A 17,521-nucleotide genomic window follows, 5' to 3' on the forward strand; every position below is an offset into this window, starting at 1 on the left:
TTGCCCTCAGCCATTGCGGTGTTGCGATCACCCCAATGACAAACGAGGCCGGAGCATCATAACAGACGCTCCGGCCTCTCAATGTATAAGGGCGGCTCGCCGCCGCCCCTTTTTAATCCTTTTAAAGGCCTTGGGTCAGATTTGCGCCGCGCGAACCCTGGTGGTCGCCGCAAACGCCTTCAGCATGGCCTCGTCGCGACCATAGACGTCGTCGAAGAACTCCACCTTGCCGTCCTTGTTCGGCCAGGCGGTGAAATAGGAGACGTAGACCGGGATCTTGGCCGGGACCTTGGCGGCAACATTCTCGCCGGCCGCGATCCGCCCGTTGATGTCCTCGATCGTGGTGCCCATCACGGCAGCGGCCATCTTGCGTGGCTCCGCAAGGCGGACGCAGCCATGGCTGAGGGCGCGCATATCCCGCTGGAAGAAGCTCTTCGAGGGCGTGTCATGCATGTAGATCGCATGGCTGTTCGGGAAGAGGATCTTCAGGTCGCCGAGCGCATTATCGCCGGACGGCGGCTGACGCACGGAGACATTCTGGGTGGAGCCGTACCAATCGACGTTGCTCGAAGAGACCGCCCGGCCGTTGACCGAGACCTCGTAGCCGAGCCGGTCGAGATAGCTCGGATCCTGGCGCAGATGCGGCAGCATTTCGTTGATGATGATCGACTGCGGCACGCCCCAATAGGGATTGAATTCGACCGTCTCGATCTGGTCCTGGAAGAAATAGGTCTGGTTGGACCTGGAGCCGACGACCACGCGCATGGAGAACTGCTCCACGCCATGGTCATGATAATAGACCTGGAAGGCAGGCTGGTTGATGAAGACATAGCGCTGCCCGAGATCGTTCGGCAGCCAGCGCGCCTGTTCCATGGCGATGACAACCTTGCCGATCCGGTCCTTGGACGTATGGCCGACCATCTTGCGGATGGTGGCGGCACCGATGACGCCGTCCGGCTTCAGCCCCGCCTCCGCCTGGAAGGTCTTCACAACCTCGACGAGTTCCGGCGTGTATTCAGGCGTCTGCTGATAGGAAGCAAGCGTCGCGGCGTGTTTGGTCTTCAGGGCGTCCGAGCCCGTATGCTGGATTGCGGCGATGATGCCGGCCATATCCGGGCTGCTCTTGCCCGGCTTCAGCAGAAGATTGTCGGGCAGCGAGACCTGCGGCCCGTTGTCGGTCGCTTCTGCACGCAATTTCGCAAGCTCGGCCTTCAGCGCCTGGAAATGCGCGCTCTGCGGCGCCAGCCCTTCCAGGTAAGCAGCGGCGTCCGATCCCTTCTCCGCAAAGGGCAGCACGAGCGCCAGGTTGACGTCCTTGCGCTTGAAGTCGTGATAGCCGGAAACCCGGTTGGGATCGATGCGGCCGCGCAGCATATCCTGGGCAAAGATCAGCACCTTTTCGGACAGCGCCAGCTCGAATTGCATCAGCGCGCGGTCATGGCCATCGGCAGGCGAAGCGGGTGCAGCATCGGAAGCCACGACCGGCGAACCGGAAGCCGTCGGCTCGACAACGCTTGCCGTCGTCAGGGCAGGTGCAGACAGAAGATAGTCGGCGGGCTCCAAACCGTAGTCGGCTGCCCGTTCGAAAAGAGCCAGAACGCTCTTCGCCTTCTCGTTGATGTCGCCGTCGGATATCCAGATAGGCTGGGCGGTCTTGCCATAGAACGCCTCCAAGGCAGCGGCGATATCCGCTGGCGCGGAGATTTTTGCCTCGATCAGCAGGTGCGAAGCGTCAGCCGCGGAGGCGGCCGCAAAACCTGCGGTCTTCACGGGGCGTTCGGCATCGGGTTTGTAGGTGTAGTAGCGGGGTCCGGACACCTTCGGCAGCGGCTCCGGATCGGCAAGCGATCTCTCGCTCGGCATCGCCGAGCGCCCGCCGGCCACGCCGGGCAACCCGTTGTCCGCCTGGCCTGCCCTGTTCGCACCTGGGCCGCCACGCAGGATGTCCATGAGCGTCAGGGCCTGAGCGGGAACGGTCATCCCTGCGAAGATCGAAATGCCTGACGTGAGGGCCAGTGCGATCGAAATTTTTTTATGTCTGTGCTGCAATGTCGTCCCCGTCACGTGCATCCCGCGCCTGCGTTTGCGGGCCTTGAATATATACCACGCCATCTAGCCGATCGCGTAAGGGATGGAAAGAAACGCCCGGCCGGTCCGGCCGGATCCCCGGCGCCGGACAAAGTGCCGGCGCACCTGCAGAAGGTTAAGAAACTATTGGTTAATTTTTTACTGACGTCTTTCCGTTTCCCAGCGCGTTACAGACTATATCGGTATCACAATTCCGTCTCCCGTGTCATAAAAGGCACGCCGAAAGTCTAGCAAAAAGCCCGGTCCGCCCGCTTGCGGACCCGCCGCAATCGTATAGTAATGCCGGCCGTCCGGCCTATGCGCGCTATAACGCGTTGTTGATCAGCCGGAGCCGGCATGGACCACGAATAACAGAGGCAGCGAAGATGGCAGCGACACGCACCGAAACCGACACGTTTGGCCCGATCGAAGTGGCAAGCGACCGTTATTGGGGCGCTCAGGCGCAACGCTCGCTGGGCAATTTCAAGATCGGCTGGGAAAAGCAGCCGCTTGCCGTCGTGCGCGCGCTCGGAATCGTCAAGCAGGCGGCAGCTCGCGCCAACATGCAACTCGGCGGGCTCGATGCCGCGATCGGCCAGGTGATCGTCGAAGCCGCGCAGGAAGTCATCGACGGAAAGCTCAACGAGCATTTCCCGCTGGTCGTCTGGCAGACGGGCTCGGGCACGCAGTCCAACATGAATGCCAATGAGGTGATTTCCAATCGGGCGATCGAAATGCTCGGCGGCGTCATGGGTTCTAAAAAGCCGGTGCACCCGAACGACCACGTCAATATGAGCCAGTCGTCCAACGACACCTATCCGACGGCCATGCATATCGCCTGCGCCGAGCAGATCGTCCGCCATCTCATTCCGTCACTGAAGCATTTGCATGCCGCCCTGGAAGCGAAGGTCAAAGCCTTTGCGCATATCATCAAGATCGGCCGCACACATACTCAGGACGCCACGCCGCTGACCCTTGGACAGGAATTCTCCGGCTATGCGGCGCAGGTGGCGTCGGCCATCAAGCGCATCGAGATTTCTCTTCCGGGCCTTTACGAACTGGCGCAGGGCGGAACGGCTGTCGGCACCGGCCTCAACGCCCCGGTCGGCTTTGCCGAAAAGGTCGCCGACGAGATCGCCAAGATCACCGGCCTGCCCTTCGTCACCGCGCCGAACAAGTTCGAGGCGCTCGCAGCGCATGACGCTATGGTTTTTGCCCACGGCGCGGTGAATGCCGCCGCGGCGGCGCTGTTCAAGATCGCCAACGACATCCGGTTCCTGGGCTCCGGTCCCCGTGCGGGTCTCGGCGAACTTGCCCTTCCCGAAAACGAACCCGGTTCGTCGATCATGCCCGGCAAGGTCAATCCCACGCAATCGGAGGCCCTGACCCAGGTCTGCGCCCACATCTTCGGCAATCATGCGGCAATCACTTTTGCCGGCAGCCAGGGCCATTTCGAGCTGAACGTCTTCAACCCGATGATGGCCTACAACTTCTTGCAGTCCGTCCAGCTTCTCGGCGATGCCGCGGTTTCGTTCACAGACAATTGCGTCGTTGGCATCGAGGCCCGCGAGGACAATATCAAGCGCGGCGTCGAAAATTCGTTGATGCTGGTCACCGCGCTCAATACCAAGCTCGGCTATGATATCTGCGCCAAGATTGCCAAGACCGCTCACAAGAACGGTACAACTCTTCGCGAAGAAGCAGTTGGCGGCGGATACCTGACCAACGAAGAATTCGACCAGTATGTCCGGCCGGAGAACATGATCGGACCGAAATAACCCCTGTTTTCTCACGATCCGGCAAAGGCCCCGCCCCTGAACAAGGCGGGGTCATATTTTAAATGGGTTGAAAATGTTAATATCTGACCATGAGTCATATTTCTCAAAAAGAATTCAACAGGGGGCGCAATGGAGTAAACCGGCGTTATCCTTGAAGAAAATCAACGGTTTTAAGGTCAGAACCCGTATTTGAGAATAAATCTTTCGAAACGACCCCTTAATTCTTTTCCAATATTTTTCGCATACTTATTCATCTATCGAATCCGGGCGGGTATGGGGATCGTCGATGACGACGGCAACGGCGCCGAAGGCGCAATCTAACGATTTGGTCAGCCAGATCATCTATGCGGTGCGCTCCATGGGCGCGGCGCCGATTCCGCGTAACTACCAGCTCTTCTATGAAGCCTATATCGGCTCGAACCCCGAACTGACCTTGCAACTGGCGGCGCTGGGAAGCCGCGCGAGCCAGGAAGAGCTGGATGAACTCTCCCGGCGTTATCTGGGAACCGACCAGACCACGGTTGTTGAAAACGCTCATGACAGGATCCTCGGGGAGCTGGAATCGCTGTTGCGTCTGCTGCGCCAGGAGCAGCATTCGCTGGAGAGCTACAGCAAGCTGCTCGGCGAAACCGCCCAGCGGATCAACTCGAAAAACAATCTTTCGTCCGAAATCCTGACGAGCGCGATTGCATTGCTCACTGAAGCGACCGGGACGACCCTCGCCCATGGAGAAAAGACGGCCGGCGGCGTCGCCCAACGGTCGCAGGAAATGGAGCAAGTCCGTCGGGAGCTCGACGAATACAAGCGCATCGCCAATACGGATTCGCTGACGCGCATCGCCAATCGCCGCGCCTTCGACGAACGCCTGGCGTCGGCCTACGACAATTCCGCGGTGCTCCCCGTCACGGCGCTGGTGCTTGCCGACATCGACAACTTCAAGAAGATCAACGACAGCTACGGCCATCCGGTGGGCGACAAGATCCTTGCCACCGTCGCCTCCGTCATCCGGTCGAATGTCCGCAAGGACATCTTCGTCGCCCGTTCCGGCGGCGAGGAATTCGCCATGATCGTCGAAGGGAATACGGCGGAAGAGGTGATGATCATCTGCGAGCGGGTTCGGCGGGCCCTGGAAACCCGCACCTTCCGCAATTCACGCTCCGGAGTGGATTACGGACCCGTCACGATCTCCGTCGGTTTTGCCATGGCCTCGCAGGCAAATGACCCGGGCGAGCTCTACGCCAATTCGGATACGGCCCTTTATCATGCCAAGAACGGCGGGCGTAACCGCACCGTTTTCTTCGAAGACGGCATGAACAAGGACTACACCGGCAAGAACTGGCTGATCTACAAGAAATAGGCCGGGCCTCGGGCCTGAATTGGGCTTCCTACCACATTGTCCTGGCGGCGCGTGCCGACCATTCGCGATCGTAGGTTTCCTGGTCGAAATCCGCCTTTGCAGCCTTCAGGAGGTTCCCGGGCGTCGGAAGGCTCTTTGGATCCACAAACCGTTCCGGATTCCACAATTCCGCCCGCATCAGCGCCCGGGCGCACTGGAAATAGACCTCATGTATGGTGATCACCGTGACGCTGCGGGGATGCCTGCCATCCATTTCGAAACTCTTGAGCAATTCCGGCTCAGCGGAAATGACCGCACGGCCGTTGATGCGCATGGCGGTATTCGATCCGGGCACCAGGAACATCAGCGCCACGCGCGGATCGCGCACGATGTTGAGGAGCGAATCGATACGATTGTTGCCGCGCCAGTCGGGCAATAACAGCGTCGCATCGTCGCTTATCCGCACCACTCCCCCAAGGTCGCCGCGCGGCGAACAGTCGAGACCTTCCGGACCGACAGTGGCAAGCGCCATGAAGGGAGACGTTTCGATCATCCGCCTGTATTCCGGCGTCAGAACCTTCGTGACCTTGGCGATGGAAGCCTCCGAGACGCCCTCGTAGATGGCCTTCAGTTCTTCGACCGATGTGATGATGCTCATGTCCCGTCCCCGATGCAGCGCCGGCTCTTAACCGACAAGGGCGACAGTAGGATGACAGATTTATCCGATCAAGCGGCTGCGTCCTTGCCGGAGCTGGCCTGCGCCGGTCGATGATCTTCGGCGAGGAAGGACTTGATCGTCTCGATGACCGCAGGGTCGCTGACGATCCGGCGGTGTCCCAGTCCGTTTGCCCAGTGAAGCCGCGCCGTCGCAACGCCTTCGAAACGGCGGGCATGATCGGCCGCAACTTCCTTGTCCTCTTCGGCATGAACGACCAGAAGCGGCTTTGCGAGCTTTCGCGCACTTGCCACCGTGTCGAAATCATCGAGGGAGGTGCCTGCCACCTGCTCGGCATGACTGACCAGCAGCGCCTTGACGCGCGGCGGCAGCCCGACCATCTGCGAGAACTCCTCGAACAGCCAGTGGATATGGCTCGGCGAGCCGATGACGGCGAGCTTTTCGGGGGAAATCGATCCCGCCTCCTTCATCACTCCGCCTGCGGCCAGCATCAATGCCGCACCCCCGAACGAGTGGCCGATTGCAGCATCGAAACGACCGAAGCGCCGCTCCGCCTCAACGATCGCATCGACAGCCTGACGCATGTTGAGACTGCGGCCATCCGACAGTCCATGGCCGGGAAAGTCCAGCACCACAACTTCGGCACCCGTTTCGGCGAGCCCTGCCGGCAGGGCCGAGATATAGGCCGCACTGGAACCCCAGCCGTGCACGACGAGGTACCGACGTGCGGCCGGTCTCCCGGCACCGCCGAAGCGATAGGCCATGACTCTGGATTTCCCCACCGCAAATGGCGCAGTCTGCGCTGCCGCCAACCGTTGCCGCCCCTCCGCATGCGCGGCCCGGGCCTTTTCCCCCTTCGGGCGTCGCGACGGCGTTCGGCAGAACAACCCAAATGCGAGTTTGGCAGCGGGGCGAGGAAAGACACTTCCTCCAGCTGCGAAGGCGAAACGGATGACCTGAAGTGCAAAGGATGGCATAGTGGGAAAATCCAATAATGTTCAACATTGAACAATAAAGTACAACAATGAACAAAAATCAAGCCCTGCTCTGGGATCATCCGCGTTTTCGAAGTTGGATCGCCGTGGCGCGCGCCTGCCAGCTGATGCAAACCGTGCTGACGCGTGAACTGGCGGACCTCGACATCAAGCCGCCGCATCTCGACATTCTGGTCAATCTCTATCGTTTCGAGGGGATTTCGCAGCAGGAACTGGCTCGAAAGCTGCTTGTCGGTCGTTCGAACATGAGCATGACGCTGCCGCAGATGGAAAAGCGCGGGCTGATCGAGCGGCGCGGCGATACCAGGGACAAGCGCGTTCTGCGGCTTTTCCTCACGGAGGAAGGCCGGGCGGTCGCAGAGGAAGCCATGGCCATTCAAACGAGCCTGATCGAACGCACCCTATCCTCGACGCCGATCGAGCAATGCCATGCGATGGCCGAATCGATGGAAAAGATCATTGTCGCCTTGCACGCAGAAGTCGTCGACGAGACCGAATCAGCCTGAGCCTGGTTCAGCGCGAGCGATGTCCCGGGTCACGGCTCAGGCCCTTTTCGGCAAGCTCCCGCTCGTAGTCGGCAAAGAGTTCTGCGCCGCGTTCCCCGAGCTCGCGCAGGTAGGTCCAGGTGAAGATGCCGCTGTCGTGGCCGTCGTCGAAGCCGATTCGCACTGCATAGTTGCCGGTCGGCGTGATCGACCTTATCCCGACATACCGTTTGCCCGGCACCGTCACCTTCTGGCCGGGACCATGGCCCTGCACCTCGGCGGAGGGCGAGAGAACCCGCATGGTTTCGGCAGCCAGCGCAAAGGCCGCACCGTCGCTGAACGTAACATTGAGCGTGCGGCGGTCCTTGGAGACCCTCAGTTCGGTCGGCCAGATATCGCTCATAGTGAAACCTCCGCATCGTCACGATCGCCGAGGATTATGAGCTTCGCCGGATGGCCGCAAGCGATTTTCCGCCGCCCATCTGTTCTTGACGGCCCTGGTGTCATACACTTGACGAAATGTCATGATGTCCCCACTTTCCGGGATAAGGGAGATATCGCGTGAACAGCTTCACAGGTCCGATCGGAGGCGCAGCGCCAGTTGTCGCCGACAAGGCACCGATGATCGATCCGTTCGGGCGCGCGGTCACCTATCTGCGCGTCTCCGTCACAGACCGCTGCGACTTCCGCTGCACCTATTGCATGGCGGAGCACATGACCTTCCTGCCGAAGAAGGACCTCCTGACGCTCGAGGAGCTGAACAGGCTCTGTTCCGCCTTCATCGCCAAGGGCGTGCGCAAGATCAGGCTGACGGGCGGCGAGCCGCTGGTGCGCAAGAACATCATGTTCCTCGTCCGCGAGCTCGGCGCACAAGTCCATGCGGGCAAACTGGACGAGCTGACGATCACCACCAACGGCTCCCAGCTTGCCCGACATGCGGAGGAATTGTACGACTGCGGCGTTCGGCGCATCAATGTTTCTCTCGACACGCTCGATCCCGTCAAATTCAAGGCGGTCACCCGCTGGGGCGAGTTCAGCAAGGTGATGGAGGGCATCGAAGCTGCCCAGAAGGCCGGCCTGAAGATCAAACTCAATGCGGTTGCACTCAAGGATTTCAACGAGTTCGAAATCGCCGACATGCTGCGCTTCGCCCACGGCCGCGGCATGGACCTCACAGTGATCGAAACCATGCCGATGGGCGAGATCGACGAAGACCGGACCGACCGGTATCTGCCGCTGTCTAAGCTGCGCGCTGATCTCGAAGAACAGTTCACGCTGACCGAGATTCCCTACAAGACGGGCGGGCCTGCACGATATGTCGAGGTCAAGGAGACCGGCGGGCGGCTCGGCTTCATCACGCCGATGACGCATAATTTCTGCGAGAGCTGCAATCGCGTGCGGCTGACCTGCACCGGCACGCTCTACATGTGCCTCGGCCAGAACGATGCGGCGGACCTGCGCACGGCGCTGCGCGCCTCCGACAGCGACGACTATCTGTCCGCGGCGATCGACGAAGCCATCACCCGCAAGCCCAAGGGCCACGACTTCATTATCGACCGCCAGCACAACCGGCCCGCCGTCGCCCGCCATATGAGCGTTACCGGGGGCTGAGCTCGCGTTCTCTGCCCGTTATAGGACAGCAAAAAGCCGGGGCTTCGAGACCCCGGCTTTTTTTGGTTAAGCGACCGAAAGGCGTTCAGGCAGCACCGCGGCGGCGATTGTCTGCCCGGTGGTGATGGTTGCCAGCATGAAACTTCGGGCCTGCATCTCCGGTCCTGAAGCGCTCGATCTTCTCCGACAGCGTCTCGACGCGCTGGCGCAGGCCATGGATTTCGGCATTGTTCTCCTCGACCATGGCGGCATTTTGCTGGGTGATCAGTTCCACTTCATGCACGGCGCTTGTCACTTCGCTGATACCGGTCGACTGTTCGCCGGTGGCTGCAGAAATCTGAGCCACGAGCTTGCGGACGTCGGTAATGTGGCCGATGATCTCGGTGAGCGCCGTGCCGGTTTCCTCAACCAGATGCACGCCGCTCTGGACCTGCGTGGAACTTGCCGAGATCAGGCCCTTGATCTCGCGGGCGGCCCCGGCGCAACGCTGCGCCAGTTCGCGCACTTCCTGAGCCACCACCGCAAAACCACGCCCCGCCTCGCCCGCCCGCGCGGCCTCGACGCCTGCGTTGAGTGCCAGAAGATTGGTCTGGAAGGCGATTTCGTCGATCACGCCGATGATCGTGGCGATCTTTTCAGACGAGCGGCTGATCTCGCCCATGGCGTCGACTGCGCGGGCCACGACCTCGCCGGAGCGCACCGCGAACTCCTCTGTCTCGTTGACGGAAACGGAGGTCTGACGGGCGCTTTCAGCCGTTGTCCTGACGATGTCGCTCAGCTGGCGCAGCGCACGCGAACTCTGTTCCAACGCCGCGGCCTGCTGTTCGGTGCGGCGGGCAAGATCATCCGCCGAGGCCGCAAGATTGCCCGTGCCGCCGTTGATATCCTCGGCGGTGGAACGGACATCGGCAAGCGTTGCCCGAAGCGCTTCGACGGCCTGATTGTAGGTCCGCGCCATTTCCACGAAATCTTCGGGCAGGTTCTCTTCCATGCTGCGTTCCAAGTCGCCCTCGGCGAGCTGGCCCAAAGCCTCCGAAAGCGCACTCAGGGCCTGCCGCTGCTCAGCCGCGATGCGGGCCCGATCGGAAGCGCGGCGTTCGGCTTCCGCGGTCGAAAGATCGCGGGCCGCAGCCGCTTCCTGTTCGAGGCGGACGTTTTCAAGCGCGGCATCGCGGAAGACGGTGACCGAGCGGACCATGTCGCCGATCTCGTCGCCCCGCTCCCGGCCTTCGATCTTCACTTCGAGGTCCCCGTCGGCCAGCCGCTTCATGATGTCGGTGACGCGCCGCAGCGGCCCGCGCAGGGTCTCCACGAGCATCAGCCCGCCAGCGATCGCCAGCACCGTGCCGACCACCATGGCGATGACGGAAAGCTGGGCGGAGCGTTCGCTATCTTCCTTGCCGACTTCCTGGGCCTGGGCGACGAAATTCTTCAGGCCCGCCATGCCCGCGGTCAGCGTTTCGGTCGCGGCGGCTCGTGCGCCGGCCCATTCCTGCGTGATCGTAAGCATCTCGTCGGCGCGCTGCCCCAGCGTTCCCAGCAGCTTGTCCAGTGTGGCGCCGAAATCCCGCGTGGCCGCGTTGCGCGGATTGAGGTCGGAAACCTTGGCGCTGGTCGAGCGCAGGCCTTCGATATCGGACGCGATGAGAGCGCGGGATTCCTTGCCGGGATTTGTGACGAAACGCTCCGTGTGGAGCTGCAAGGCGTTGGCCAGCTGGAGCGACAGATCGATCTGTTCGAGAACGCTCTTTAGAGCGGCGATCTCGCCTTCAAGCTCGACAAATCGCTCGGATGCGTCGCCGGATTTCTTGGTGACATCCGCGTTGAGGTCGCCCTGCGGTTTCATGAAGGCGCTTGCGGCGACCCGCATGGCTTGAGCCTTTTCCGTTGCGGTCTGGCTTCCGTTGACGATTGCGAGGAAGCTGTCGGTCGCCTGCTGGATAGGCTGCATCGCCGTGCGCCCGTTGGACGACAACATGCTCTCGATCTTGGCGAACTCGTTCTTCAAGGTCTCGCCATAGAGAGAGCCGGCCTTGACCGTGCCCTCATCGCTGTCGGCCGCCCTGACGGCGGTGCGCAGGTTTTCCAGCCGGCGGGCGATCGACCGGTAGGCGAAAGCCTCGAAAAGCAGCTTCTTGGCGAAGCGCTCCTTGCCGTCGAACTGTTTCTGGATCACCTCGACCTGTTTGTCGACGCCCGTTGCGGCGCCGCGCACGCCATTCAGGATCTCGTTGATGGCGGCCACGTTCTGCTTGCGCTTCTGCTCCACGGCCCAGAGCGTGTCGGTGTTGGCGGAAAGCTTGCCGGCAAGTGCGGCAACCACGGCGACGCGGCTTCGGTCGCCTTCGTTCGCCAGGAGCGCCTCGAGATTGGCGACGCCCTTGCTCTGCCGGTCGATGCCTCCACGCAAGGCTGTCAGCGACGCCTCGTCCGGGGCCTCGGTAAAGGCCTGCAGGGATGCCTGCAGATGCTCAAAATCGCCGATGTTTTCGATCGTCGCCCGCGTGACCGTCATATGGCCGTTGAGCATGTTGGCTGTGTAATAACCGGCAAGCCCGACGCCGGCGATCAACAGAATCAGCGGTATGACGAACAGAAGAACCTTGGTGACGATCCTGCGGCTCTGAAGAAGGCGATCGATGAAAGACATGTGTTCCCCAACTGCAATCAGGTACCGGGTTCGCGGTTCATGGCATTCGCGAAACGGCAACGGCACGATTCCAGCCTCATGCGGGAATGATTGCCGCTACAGTCGGACTTTTCAGTTGAACAAGGGTTAACTCACAACCCGATATCTCTCTTTTGCCACATCCGCCCACCTATCGGGGCAAGCTTTCCTGCACCGGCCAAAACAGTACCGCCCGGGACGCGATCGGGCTGGCGAGGGGTAAGCCATTGCTTTAAGACACCGTGGTTACGGAAGGAATCGGCAATGGCATCGTCGGAAAATTCGCGAGGCGCGCTCTTCATGTCGCTCGCAATGGCCGCTTTCACCTTCAACGACGCCCTGGTCAAAGCCGTTACCTCGGAACTCAGCATACCCCAGATCATGACCGTGCGCGGGGTCATGACGACGCTGCTCGTCTACGGAATTGCCCGTTATCTCGGCGTAACGATGTCGTTCAAGGCCATCGCGCACCCGCTCGTGCTGCTGCGCACGCTCTTCGAACTGGGCGCCACCCTCACCTTCCTCTCGGCACTCGCCCATATCGAATTTGCGGCCGCATCATCGATCATGCAGTCGCTGCCGCTTGCCGTAACGTTAGGTGCGGCGCTTTTCCTCGGCGAGCCCGTGGGCTGGAGGCGCTGGACGGCGATTGCCGTCGGTTTTGTCGGCGTCCTCATCATCATCCGACCGGGTCCTGAAGGTTTTACGCCGGCGGCGCTGCTTGCCGTCGCAGCCGTCTTCTTCACCGCCAGTCGCGATCTGACGACGAGGCGGCTCAAAGCCGACATACCGACCATCAGCGTGACGCTCTTCACCTCTTTCGCCAATACCGTCATCGGGGCTCTGCTGATCGTGCCCATGGGCGGGTGGCAACCAGTCAGCGCCGGCGCATTCACCTATCTGGCTCTTGCCTCGGTTCTCGTCTTTGCCGGTTACCAGACGGTCATCAAATCCATGCGCAGCGGCGAGATTTCATTCGTCGCCCCCTTCCGCTACACCGGCCTGCTCTGGGCGCTTGCCATCGGGATCTTCTTTTTCGGAGAGCGGCCCAATATTTACATGCTCACCGGGGCGGTCGTCGTCATCGGCTCCGGCCTCTATACATTCTATCGCGAACGAAAGCGGCAGGTTTCTGTGGCCGAAAAAGCAACCGCCGCGCCGCCGCCCTGACGGGAACGGACCGCTCGAAGAGGAGACGACGTGCAGGAAACCCGGTTTCTGGACAGACGGACCCCGCCGCACATCACGACTCTGGTCGTCTGCGCGGGGCTCGGCGCCCTGTCGCTCAACATCATTCTTCCTTCGCTTTCCGCCATGGCAGCGTATTTCGGCACCGATTACGCGGTCATGCAGTTCGCCGTCTCCGGCTACATCGCCGGAACGGCGCTGCTGCAGCTGGTGCTCGGCCCGCTTTCCGACATCTTCGGCCGTCGGCGAGTGATGATCGGCAGCATCGTCATCCTGCTGATCGGTACGCTGATCTGTCTTTTTGCACAGACCGTCACGGTCTTCATGATCGGCCGGCTCTTGCAGACGGCGGTCGTCGCCGGCTTCGTGCTGCCACGCGCCATCATCCGCGACACGGTGCCGATGGAAGGCGCCGCGTCGATGATCGCCTACGTGACCATGGGCATGTCGCTGATACCCATGGTCGCCCCTACCGTCGGTGGCACGCTCAACGACCTGTTCGGCTGGGAATCCAATTTCATATTGATGCTGGGGCTCGGGCTGCTGACGCTCATGCTGGTTTCCGCCGATCTCGGGGAAACGAACATGACGCCTGCCGAGAGCTTTACCGCGCAGTTCCGCAGCTGGCCGGACCTCCTGCGATCCCGCCGCTTCTGGGGTTATACGCTGACCTCGACCTTTTCCTCCGGCGTTTTCTTCGCCTTTCTCGGCGGCGCACCGTTTATCGGCACTGCGATCTATCACCTGACGCCCACGATGCTCGGCGTGCAGTTCTTCCTGATCGCTGCCGGCTACATGGTCGGCAACTTCATCTCCGGCCGCTACACGCGCCGTTTCGGCACCATGACCATGATGTTCTCCGGCAGCGTCGTCAGCATGATCGGCATCGGCATTGCCGCGGCCCTGCAGCTGGGCGGCGTGGCATCCGCCACGGCCTTCTTCGCTCCACTGGCGCTCACCGGCGTCGGCAACGGCCTGACGCTGCCGAGTTCCAATGCGGGGGTGGTGAGCGTGCGTCCGCGGCTGGCCGGCTCCGCCTCCGGCCTCGGCGGCGCGATCACGGTCGGCGGCGGGGCTGCGATGTCGACACTTGCAGCAGCCGTCCTGAAAGACTCCGACGGCGCCATGCCGGTGCTTGCCGTGATGGGGATCTCCACGCTCTTGGCGGTCGCCGCCACGGAATACGTCCGGCAGGTCGATCGCCGCGAAGGGGCCCTGGTCAGCGGAGGTGGTGACTGATGAGCCACGTCGGCGCACCTCCCGGCCTGATCCTCGCAGGCGGCAAGTCGAGCCGCATGGGAACTGACAAAGCATTTCTCAAGATCGGAGGCGACAGCATCCTCGGTCACACGGTCCGGCGCCTCAAGTCCCAGGTTTGCGAGCTTATCCTTAACGCCCCGAAGGGGTTTCCCAACCCGCTTGGTCTGCGCCTCGTGCCTGACCTGACGGGCAGCCAAGCCGGCCCGCTTGCCGGCGTCCTCTCCGGACTCCGCGATGTCGTCGACCACGGTTTGCCCGCGACGCATCTCCTGACGGTGCCCTCCGATAGCCCCTTCTTTCCGGCTGACCTCGCCGCCCGCCTTCAGGCGGGAGCCGATGATGCGATGACGATCGTCATCACGGCTTCCGGCGGGCGCGATCATCCGGTATTCGGGCTCTGGCCGCTGGCCATCGCCGACGATCTGGAAGATTGGCTTTCGAACCCGGAGAACCGTCGGATCAAGGCTTTCCTCCAGCGTCATCGGCTGGTGACGGTCGATTTTCCGATGGTCGAGACGGACTTCGGCCCGCTCGACCCGTTTTTCAACATCAACACGCCGCAGGATCTCGAAGAGGCCCGACGCTTTGCGGAAATGCTCGCATGACCCCTCACCGCGTCTTCGGTATTTCCGGCTGGAAGAATTCCGGCAAGACGGGCCTGACCGAGCGGCTGGTTCGCGAACTGACCGCTCGCGGCTACAGGATTTCAACGATCAAGCATGCCCATCACGACTTCGACATAGACAAGCCGGGCGCCGATTCCTTCCGTCATCGGGAGGCGGGCGCGCTCGAAGTGGCGATCGTCTCCGGCAAGCGCTTTGCGATCATGCACGAACTCCGCGAGGGGAGCGAGCCGAGCCTTGAGGAGATACTGGGTCGTCTTGCGCCTTGCGACCTCGTGCTGATCGAGGGTTACAAGCGTGAGCCCGTGCCGAAGATCGAATTGCGGCGTCTCGAGGCGAAAAGCCGGGAACCGCTTTCTCCCGGCGATCCGCACATCGTCGCAATTGCCGCCGACCATCCGGTGGCCGACACGACGCTGCCAGTCTTCGATCTCGGCGCTACGGCAGCCATCGCCGACTTCATTCTGCGCATAACCGGACTTGCCGCCAAATAAAAAAAGCCGCCGGATCGCTCCGGCGGCTCCATTCGTTTCGGACCATCGGTTACCGGTTCGAGGCGACCGGCTTCACCAGAGGGGTGATGCGGCGGACGGTGACCCGGCGATTTTCCTGGTTCGGTCCATCCGTGTTCACCTTCAGATACTGTTCCCCGTAGCCCTGCGTCGTCAGGTTTTCCGGGGGGATACCGAAGGCATCGGTCAGCACACGGGCAACGCTTTCGGCACGTTCGTCGGACAGGATGAGGTTATCCTGGTCGCCGCCGACCGCATCCGTATGGCCTTCGATCAGGAAGGTTTCGGACGGATCCTTCTCGAGTACCTTGTTGATCGCCTCGGCAACCTTGCGAAGTGAGCTGGCCTGGTTCATCGGGATTTCGGCGCTGCCCGTGGCGAAGGTGATGGTATCGAGATCAATACGCGGCACCTTGTCACGAATGCGGGCGGAATAGCGGACCTCGTCCAGCGTATAGACGCGTTCCACACGTTCGACCGGCGGCTGCTCCAGGAACTCGTAGTAGTCGCGGTCCGGTTCGCTCGACGTGTCGATGATGTAGTTGTCGATCGGCACCGTCAACCGCATCGGCGGGAGATCCTCGCCCGGGTCACGCCAGACATAGTCGGGACCACGGCGCGCTTCCACCAGTTCCGGCGCGTAGTACAGCACGTATTCGTCGCCGCCCCGGACAACGCGGGTCCGACGGACGATCTCGCCGTAGCGGTTGCGGATGGTGACGATCCTGGTTCCGTCATCGCGTATGATGACCTCGCGCACCTGGCCGTCACGAAGCCGTTCGTATTCCGGCTGGCGTCCGTCCCGGTCGTAGAAACGGCGGCTGTCGTCGTGGCGGACATAGTTCTGGTCGTCGATCGAGATGATCACGCGGGCACCGTCGCGATCCCGTTCGCGATCCCTGCTGCGCGAGACCTCTTCGCCGAACCGCCATCCCTGCGGCCGCTCGAATTCGGGACGACCGTCGAGCCGTTCGCCGCGTTCTTCGATTATCGCGCGGACCTGCTCCTCCTGCTCAGGAGTAAACGTCGCACCGGCCTGCGCCTCGGCATCCGACTTCGGTGGGGCAAGCTGCTGCTGTTCGGCTTGTTGGGTGGCATCGCGGCGCGGACGGTCGCCATCGCGGCGGGGACGCGCCGGCCGCTCCTTGGCGCTGTCGAGCACTGCAGCGCCGTTCTCGACCGGCAGAGTGACCTGTTCGCCTTCGCGGGCCGAAGCCGGATCTCGGGCAATCTGGCGAGCCCGATCGACCTGCTCCGGTGTTTGCGCCGGCTGTGGCTGAGCCCTTAATTGAGCGGGCTGCTCCTGGGTCGGCTGCTGTTGAGCAGGAGCTGCCTGACCCTCCGCCGGCGGCCTGGGAAGCTGCGGATCCTGGGTCTGCCGGGTTCCGACAGCCGGGCTTTCGGTGGCCGGCTGGCGCGGGCGGGCATCCTGTGCCGTGCCGCTGTCCGGTGCGGGCGTCTGGCCTTTCGCATCGCCACGCGGCGGACGCTCGGGCTGAGCTTGCGGGGTCACAGCGCGATCTTTGGCGCGCGGCGGCTTCGGCGTTTCCGCCTGATTCTCCGCGGGAGCAGCCTTCTTGTCTTGAGCGTCGCGGCGCTGCGGACGTTCATTACCTTCGGGCGCTACCGGGGGACGCAACTGCTGGGTCTCGCGCGCAGCAGGCTGCTCGCTCTCAGGAGCCGCCTGTTGCTGTTGGCGACGCTGCGGCGGGCGCGCACCTTCACCCTGCCCTTCATCAGCCTGCTGTTGGCGGCGCTGCGGCCGTTCGCGGGCTGGCGCCTCGGCAGCCGGAGCTTCGCGGGGCGCAGCTTCCGGTTCGGCCTGACGCTGGCGCCGCGGCGGCTCTTCCTGCTGAGCCTGCGGAGCCTGTCGACGTTCTCCGCCGCCCTGTTCTGCACCGCCGCTCTGCTCGCGGCGCGGCTTCTGCTGTTCTGCACCGCCCTCTTCGTCCTGCGCCTTCCGCTTCTTCAGTATCAACGGATCCTCTTGCTGGACCTGGATCACACCAGACATCGGGCTCGCGTCCGCCGAGGGCTTGAGCGGCAAGGCCGCGACCGGCTGGATCATCAGCGGCAGCGACACGAACGGCACCGCAACACTGGCGAACAGTCTGAATTTCTGTGACATGGACATTTCCTCTTCTCGGGTATCATCCCTTTCATGCGCGTCCTTTATTGCCGGCTTGGGCGGACTTACGCGGCGACTGAATGTTCTCCAGCCGAAATGGTTCCCCGAGGGTGTCGCCGCCTGCCTGAACGTCGCGTGAATATGCCGTTCATCCGCGGGGACCACCCGTGACTCGCACGCAAACGGCCTGTGGC

Annotated in this window: 14 protein-coding genes; 8 read left to right on the top strand and 6 right to left on the bottom strand. The window is 62.2% G+C overall.

All coding sequences use genetic code 11. The annotated features are described in order from the left end of the window. Positions 1-135: 135 nt before the first annotated feature. A complete protein-coding gene (locus tag EDE05_RS24105; protein WP_245505250.1) occupies positions 136-1,980 on the bottom strand; it encodes a L,D-transpeptidase family protein in 1,845 nt (614 codons plus the stop codon). 473 nt (positions 1,981-2,453) lie between these two features. On the opposite strand from EDE05_RS24105, the gene fumC reads away from it, so the two are divergent. Together fumC and EDE05_RS24115 are read left to right on the top strand one after the other, a co-directional pair. Then, entirely contained in the window at positions 2,454-3,845 is a 1,392-nt protein-coding gene (gene fumC, locus EDE05_RS24110; RefSeq protein ID WP_112798165.1) for a class II fumarate hydratase, read from the top strand. A 286-nt stretch (positions 3,846-4,131) separates the two neighbouring features. Then, the gene (locus EDE05_RS24115; RefSeq protein WP_105372605.1) at positions 4,132-5,202 is read left to right on the top strand and encodes a GGDEF domain-containing protein; all 1,071 of its coding nucleotides are present in this window, start codon (positions 4,132-4,134) and stop codon (positions 5,200-5,202) included. A 28-nt stretch (positions 5,203-5,230) separates the two neighbouring features. Here EDE05_RS24115 and EDE05_RS24120 read toward each other — a convergent pair whose 3' ends face one another. Next, a complete protein-coding gene (locus tag EDE05_RS24120; protein WP_112798167.1) occupies positions 5,231-5,839 on the bottom strand; it encodes a pyridoxamine 5'-phosphate oxidase family protein in 609 nt (202 codons plus the stop codon). A 68-nt stretch (positions 5,840-5,907) separates the two neighbouring features. Beyond that, positions 5,908-6,621: an alpha/beta hydrolase gene (locus EDE05_RS24125; RefSeq protein ID WP_245422892.1), complete on the bottom strand. Its 714-nt coding sequence runs from the start codon at positions 6,619-6,621 to the stop codon at positions 5,908-5,910. A 260-nt stretch (positions 6,622-6,881) separates the two neighbouring features. On the opposite strand from EDE05_RS24125, the gene EDE05_RS24130 reads away from it, so the two are divergent. Continuing rightward, a complete protein-coding gene (locus EDE05_RS24130; protein ID WP_112798171.1) occupies positions 6,882-7,358 on the top strand; it encodes a MarR family transcriptional regulator in 477 nt (158 codons plus the stop codon). Between the two features lie 7 nt (positions 7,359-7,365). On the opposite strand, the gene EDE05_RS24135 is transcribed toward EDE05_RS24130, so the two are convergent. Continuing rightward, positions 7,366-7,740 (bottom strand): DUF971 domain-containing protein, encoded by a 375-nt coding sequence (locus EDE05_RS24135; protein WP_112798173.1) that lies wholly within the window; start codon positions 7,738-7,740, stop codon positions 7,366-7,368. Positions 7,741-7,898: 158 nt separating this feature from the next. Here EDE05_RS24135 and moaA point away from each other — a divergent pair, with 158 nt between their 5' ends. Continuing rightward, complete coding sequence (gene moaA / locus EDE05_RS24140) at positions 7,899-8,948, top strand: GTP 3',8-cyclase MoaA (protein ID WP_112798175.1); 1,050 nt, start codon at positions 7,899-7,901, stop codon at positions 8,946-8,948. Between the two features lie 85 nt (positions 8,949-9,033). Here the strand turns inward: moaA and EDE05_RS24145 are convergent, their stop codons facing one another. Next, complete coding sequence (locus EDE05_RS24145) at positions 9,034-11,598, bottom strand: methyl-accepting chemotaxis protein (protein WP_112798177.1); 2,565 nt, start codon at positions 11,596-11,598, stop codon at positions 9,034-9,036. Positions 11,599-11,880: 282 nt separating this feature from the next. Between EDE05_RS24145 and EDE05_RS24150 the strand changes: the two genes are divergently transcribed. Genes EDE05_RS24150 through mobB form a run of 4 tightly spaced genes read left to right on the top strand, consistent with a single transcriptional unit; the run spans position 11,881 to position 15,181 of the window. Next, positions 11,881-12,786, top strand: a complete 906-nt coding sequence (locus EDE05_RS24150; protein WP_105372598.1) for a DMT family transporter — start codon at positions 11,881-11,883, stop codon at positions 12,784-12,786. 30 nt (positions 12,787-12,816) lie between these two features. Beyond that, positions 12,817-14,043, top strand: a complete 1,227-nt coding sequence (locus EDE05_RS24155) for a multidrug effflux MFS transporter (RefSeq protein WP_112798179.1) — start codon at positions 12,817-12,819, stop codon at positions 14,041-14,043. Next, positions 14,043-14,669, top strand: a complete 627-nt coding sequence (gene mobA / locus EDE05_RS24160) for a molybdenum cofactor guanylyltransferase MobA (protein WP_112798181.1) — start codon at positions 14,043-14,045, stop codon at positions 14,667-14,669. The genes EDE05_RS24155 and mobA overlap by 1 nt, the downstream gene beginning before the upstream one ends. Beyond that, on the top strand, positions 14,666-15,181 hold the full coding sequence (gene mobB / locus EDE05_RS24165) for a molybdopterin-guanine dinucleotide biosynthesis protein B (protein WP_112798183.1): 516 nt from the start codon (positions 14,666-14,668) through the stop codon (positions 15,179-15,181). Before mobA ends, mobB begins: the two co-directional genes overlap by 4 nt. Before the next feature lie 49 nt (positions 15,182-15,230). Here the strand turns inward: mobB and EDE05_RS24170 are convergent, their stop codons facing one another. After that, positions 15,231-17,327, bottom strand: a complete 2,097-nt coding sequence (locus EDE05_RS24170) for an OmpA family protein (protein ID WP_132413394.1) — start codon at positions 17,325-17,327, stop codon at positions 15,231-15,233. Between the last annotated feature and the right edge of the window lie 194 nt (positions 17,328-17,521).

Source organism: Neorhizobium sp. R1-B (assembly GCF_004368875.1).
GTDB classification, from domain to species: Bacteria; Pseudomonadota; Alphaproteobacteria; order Rhizobiales; family Rhizobiaceae; genus Neorhizobium; species Neorhizobium huautlense.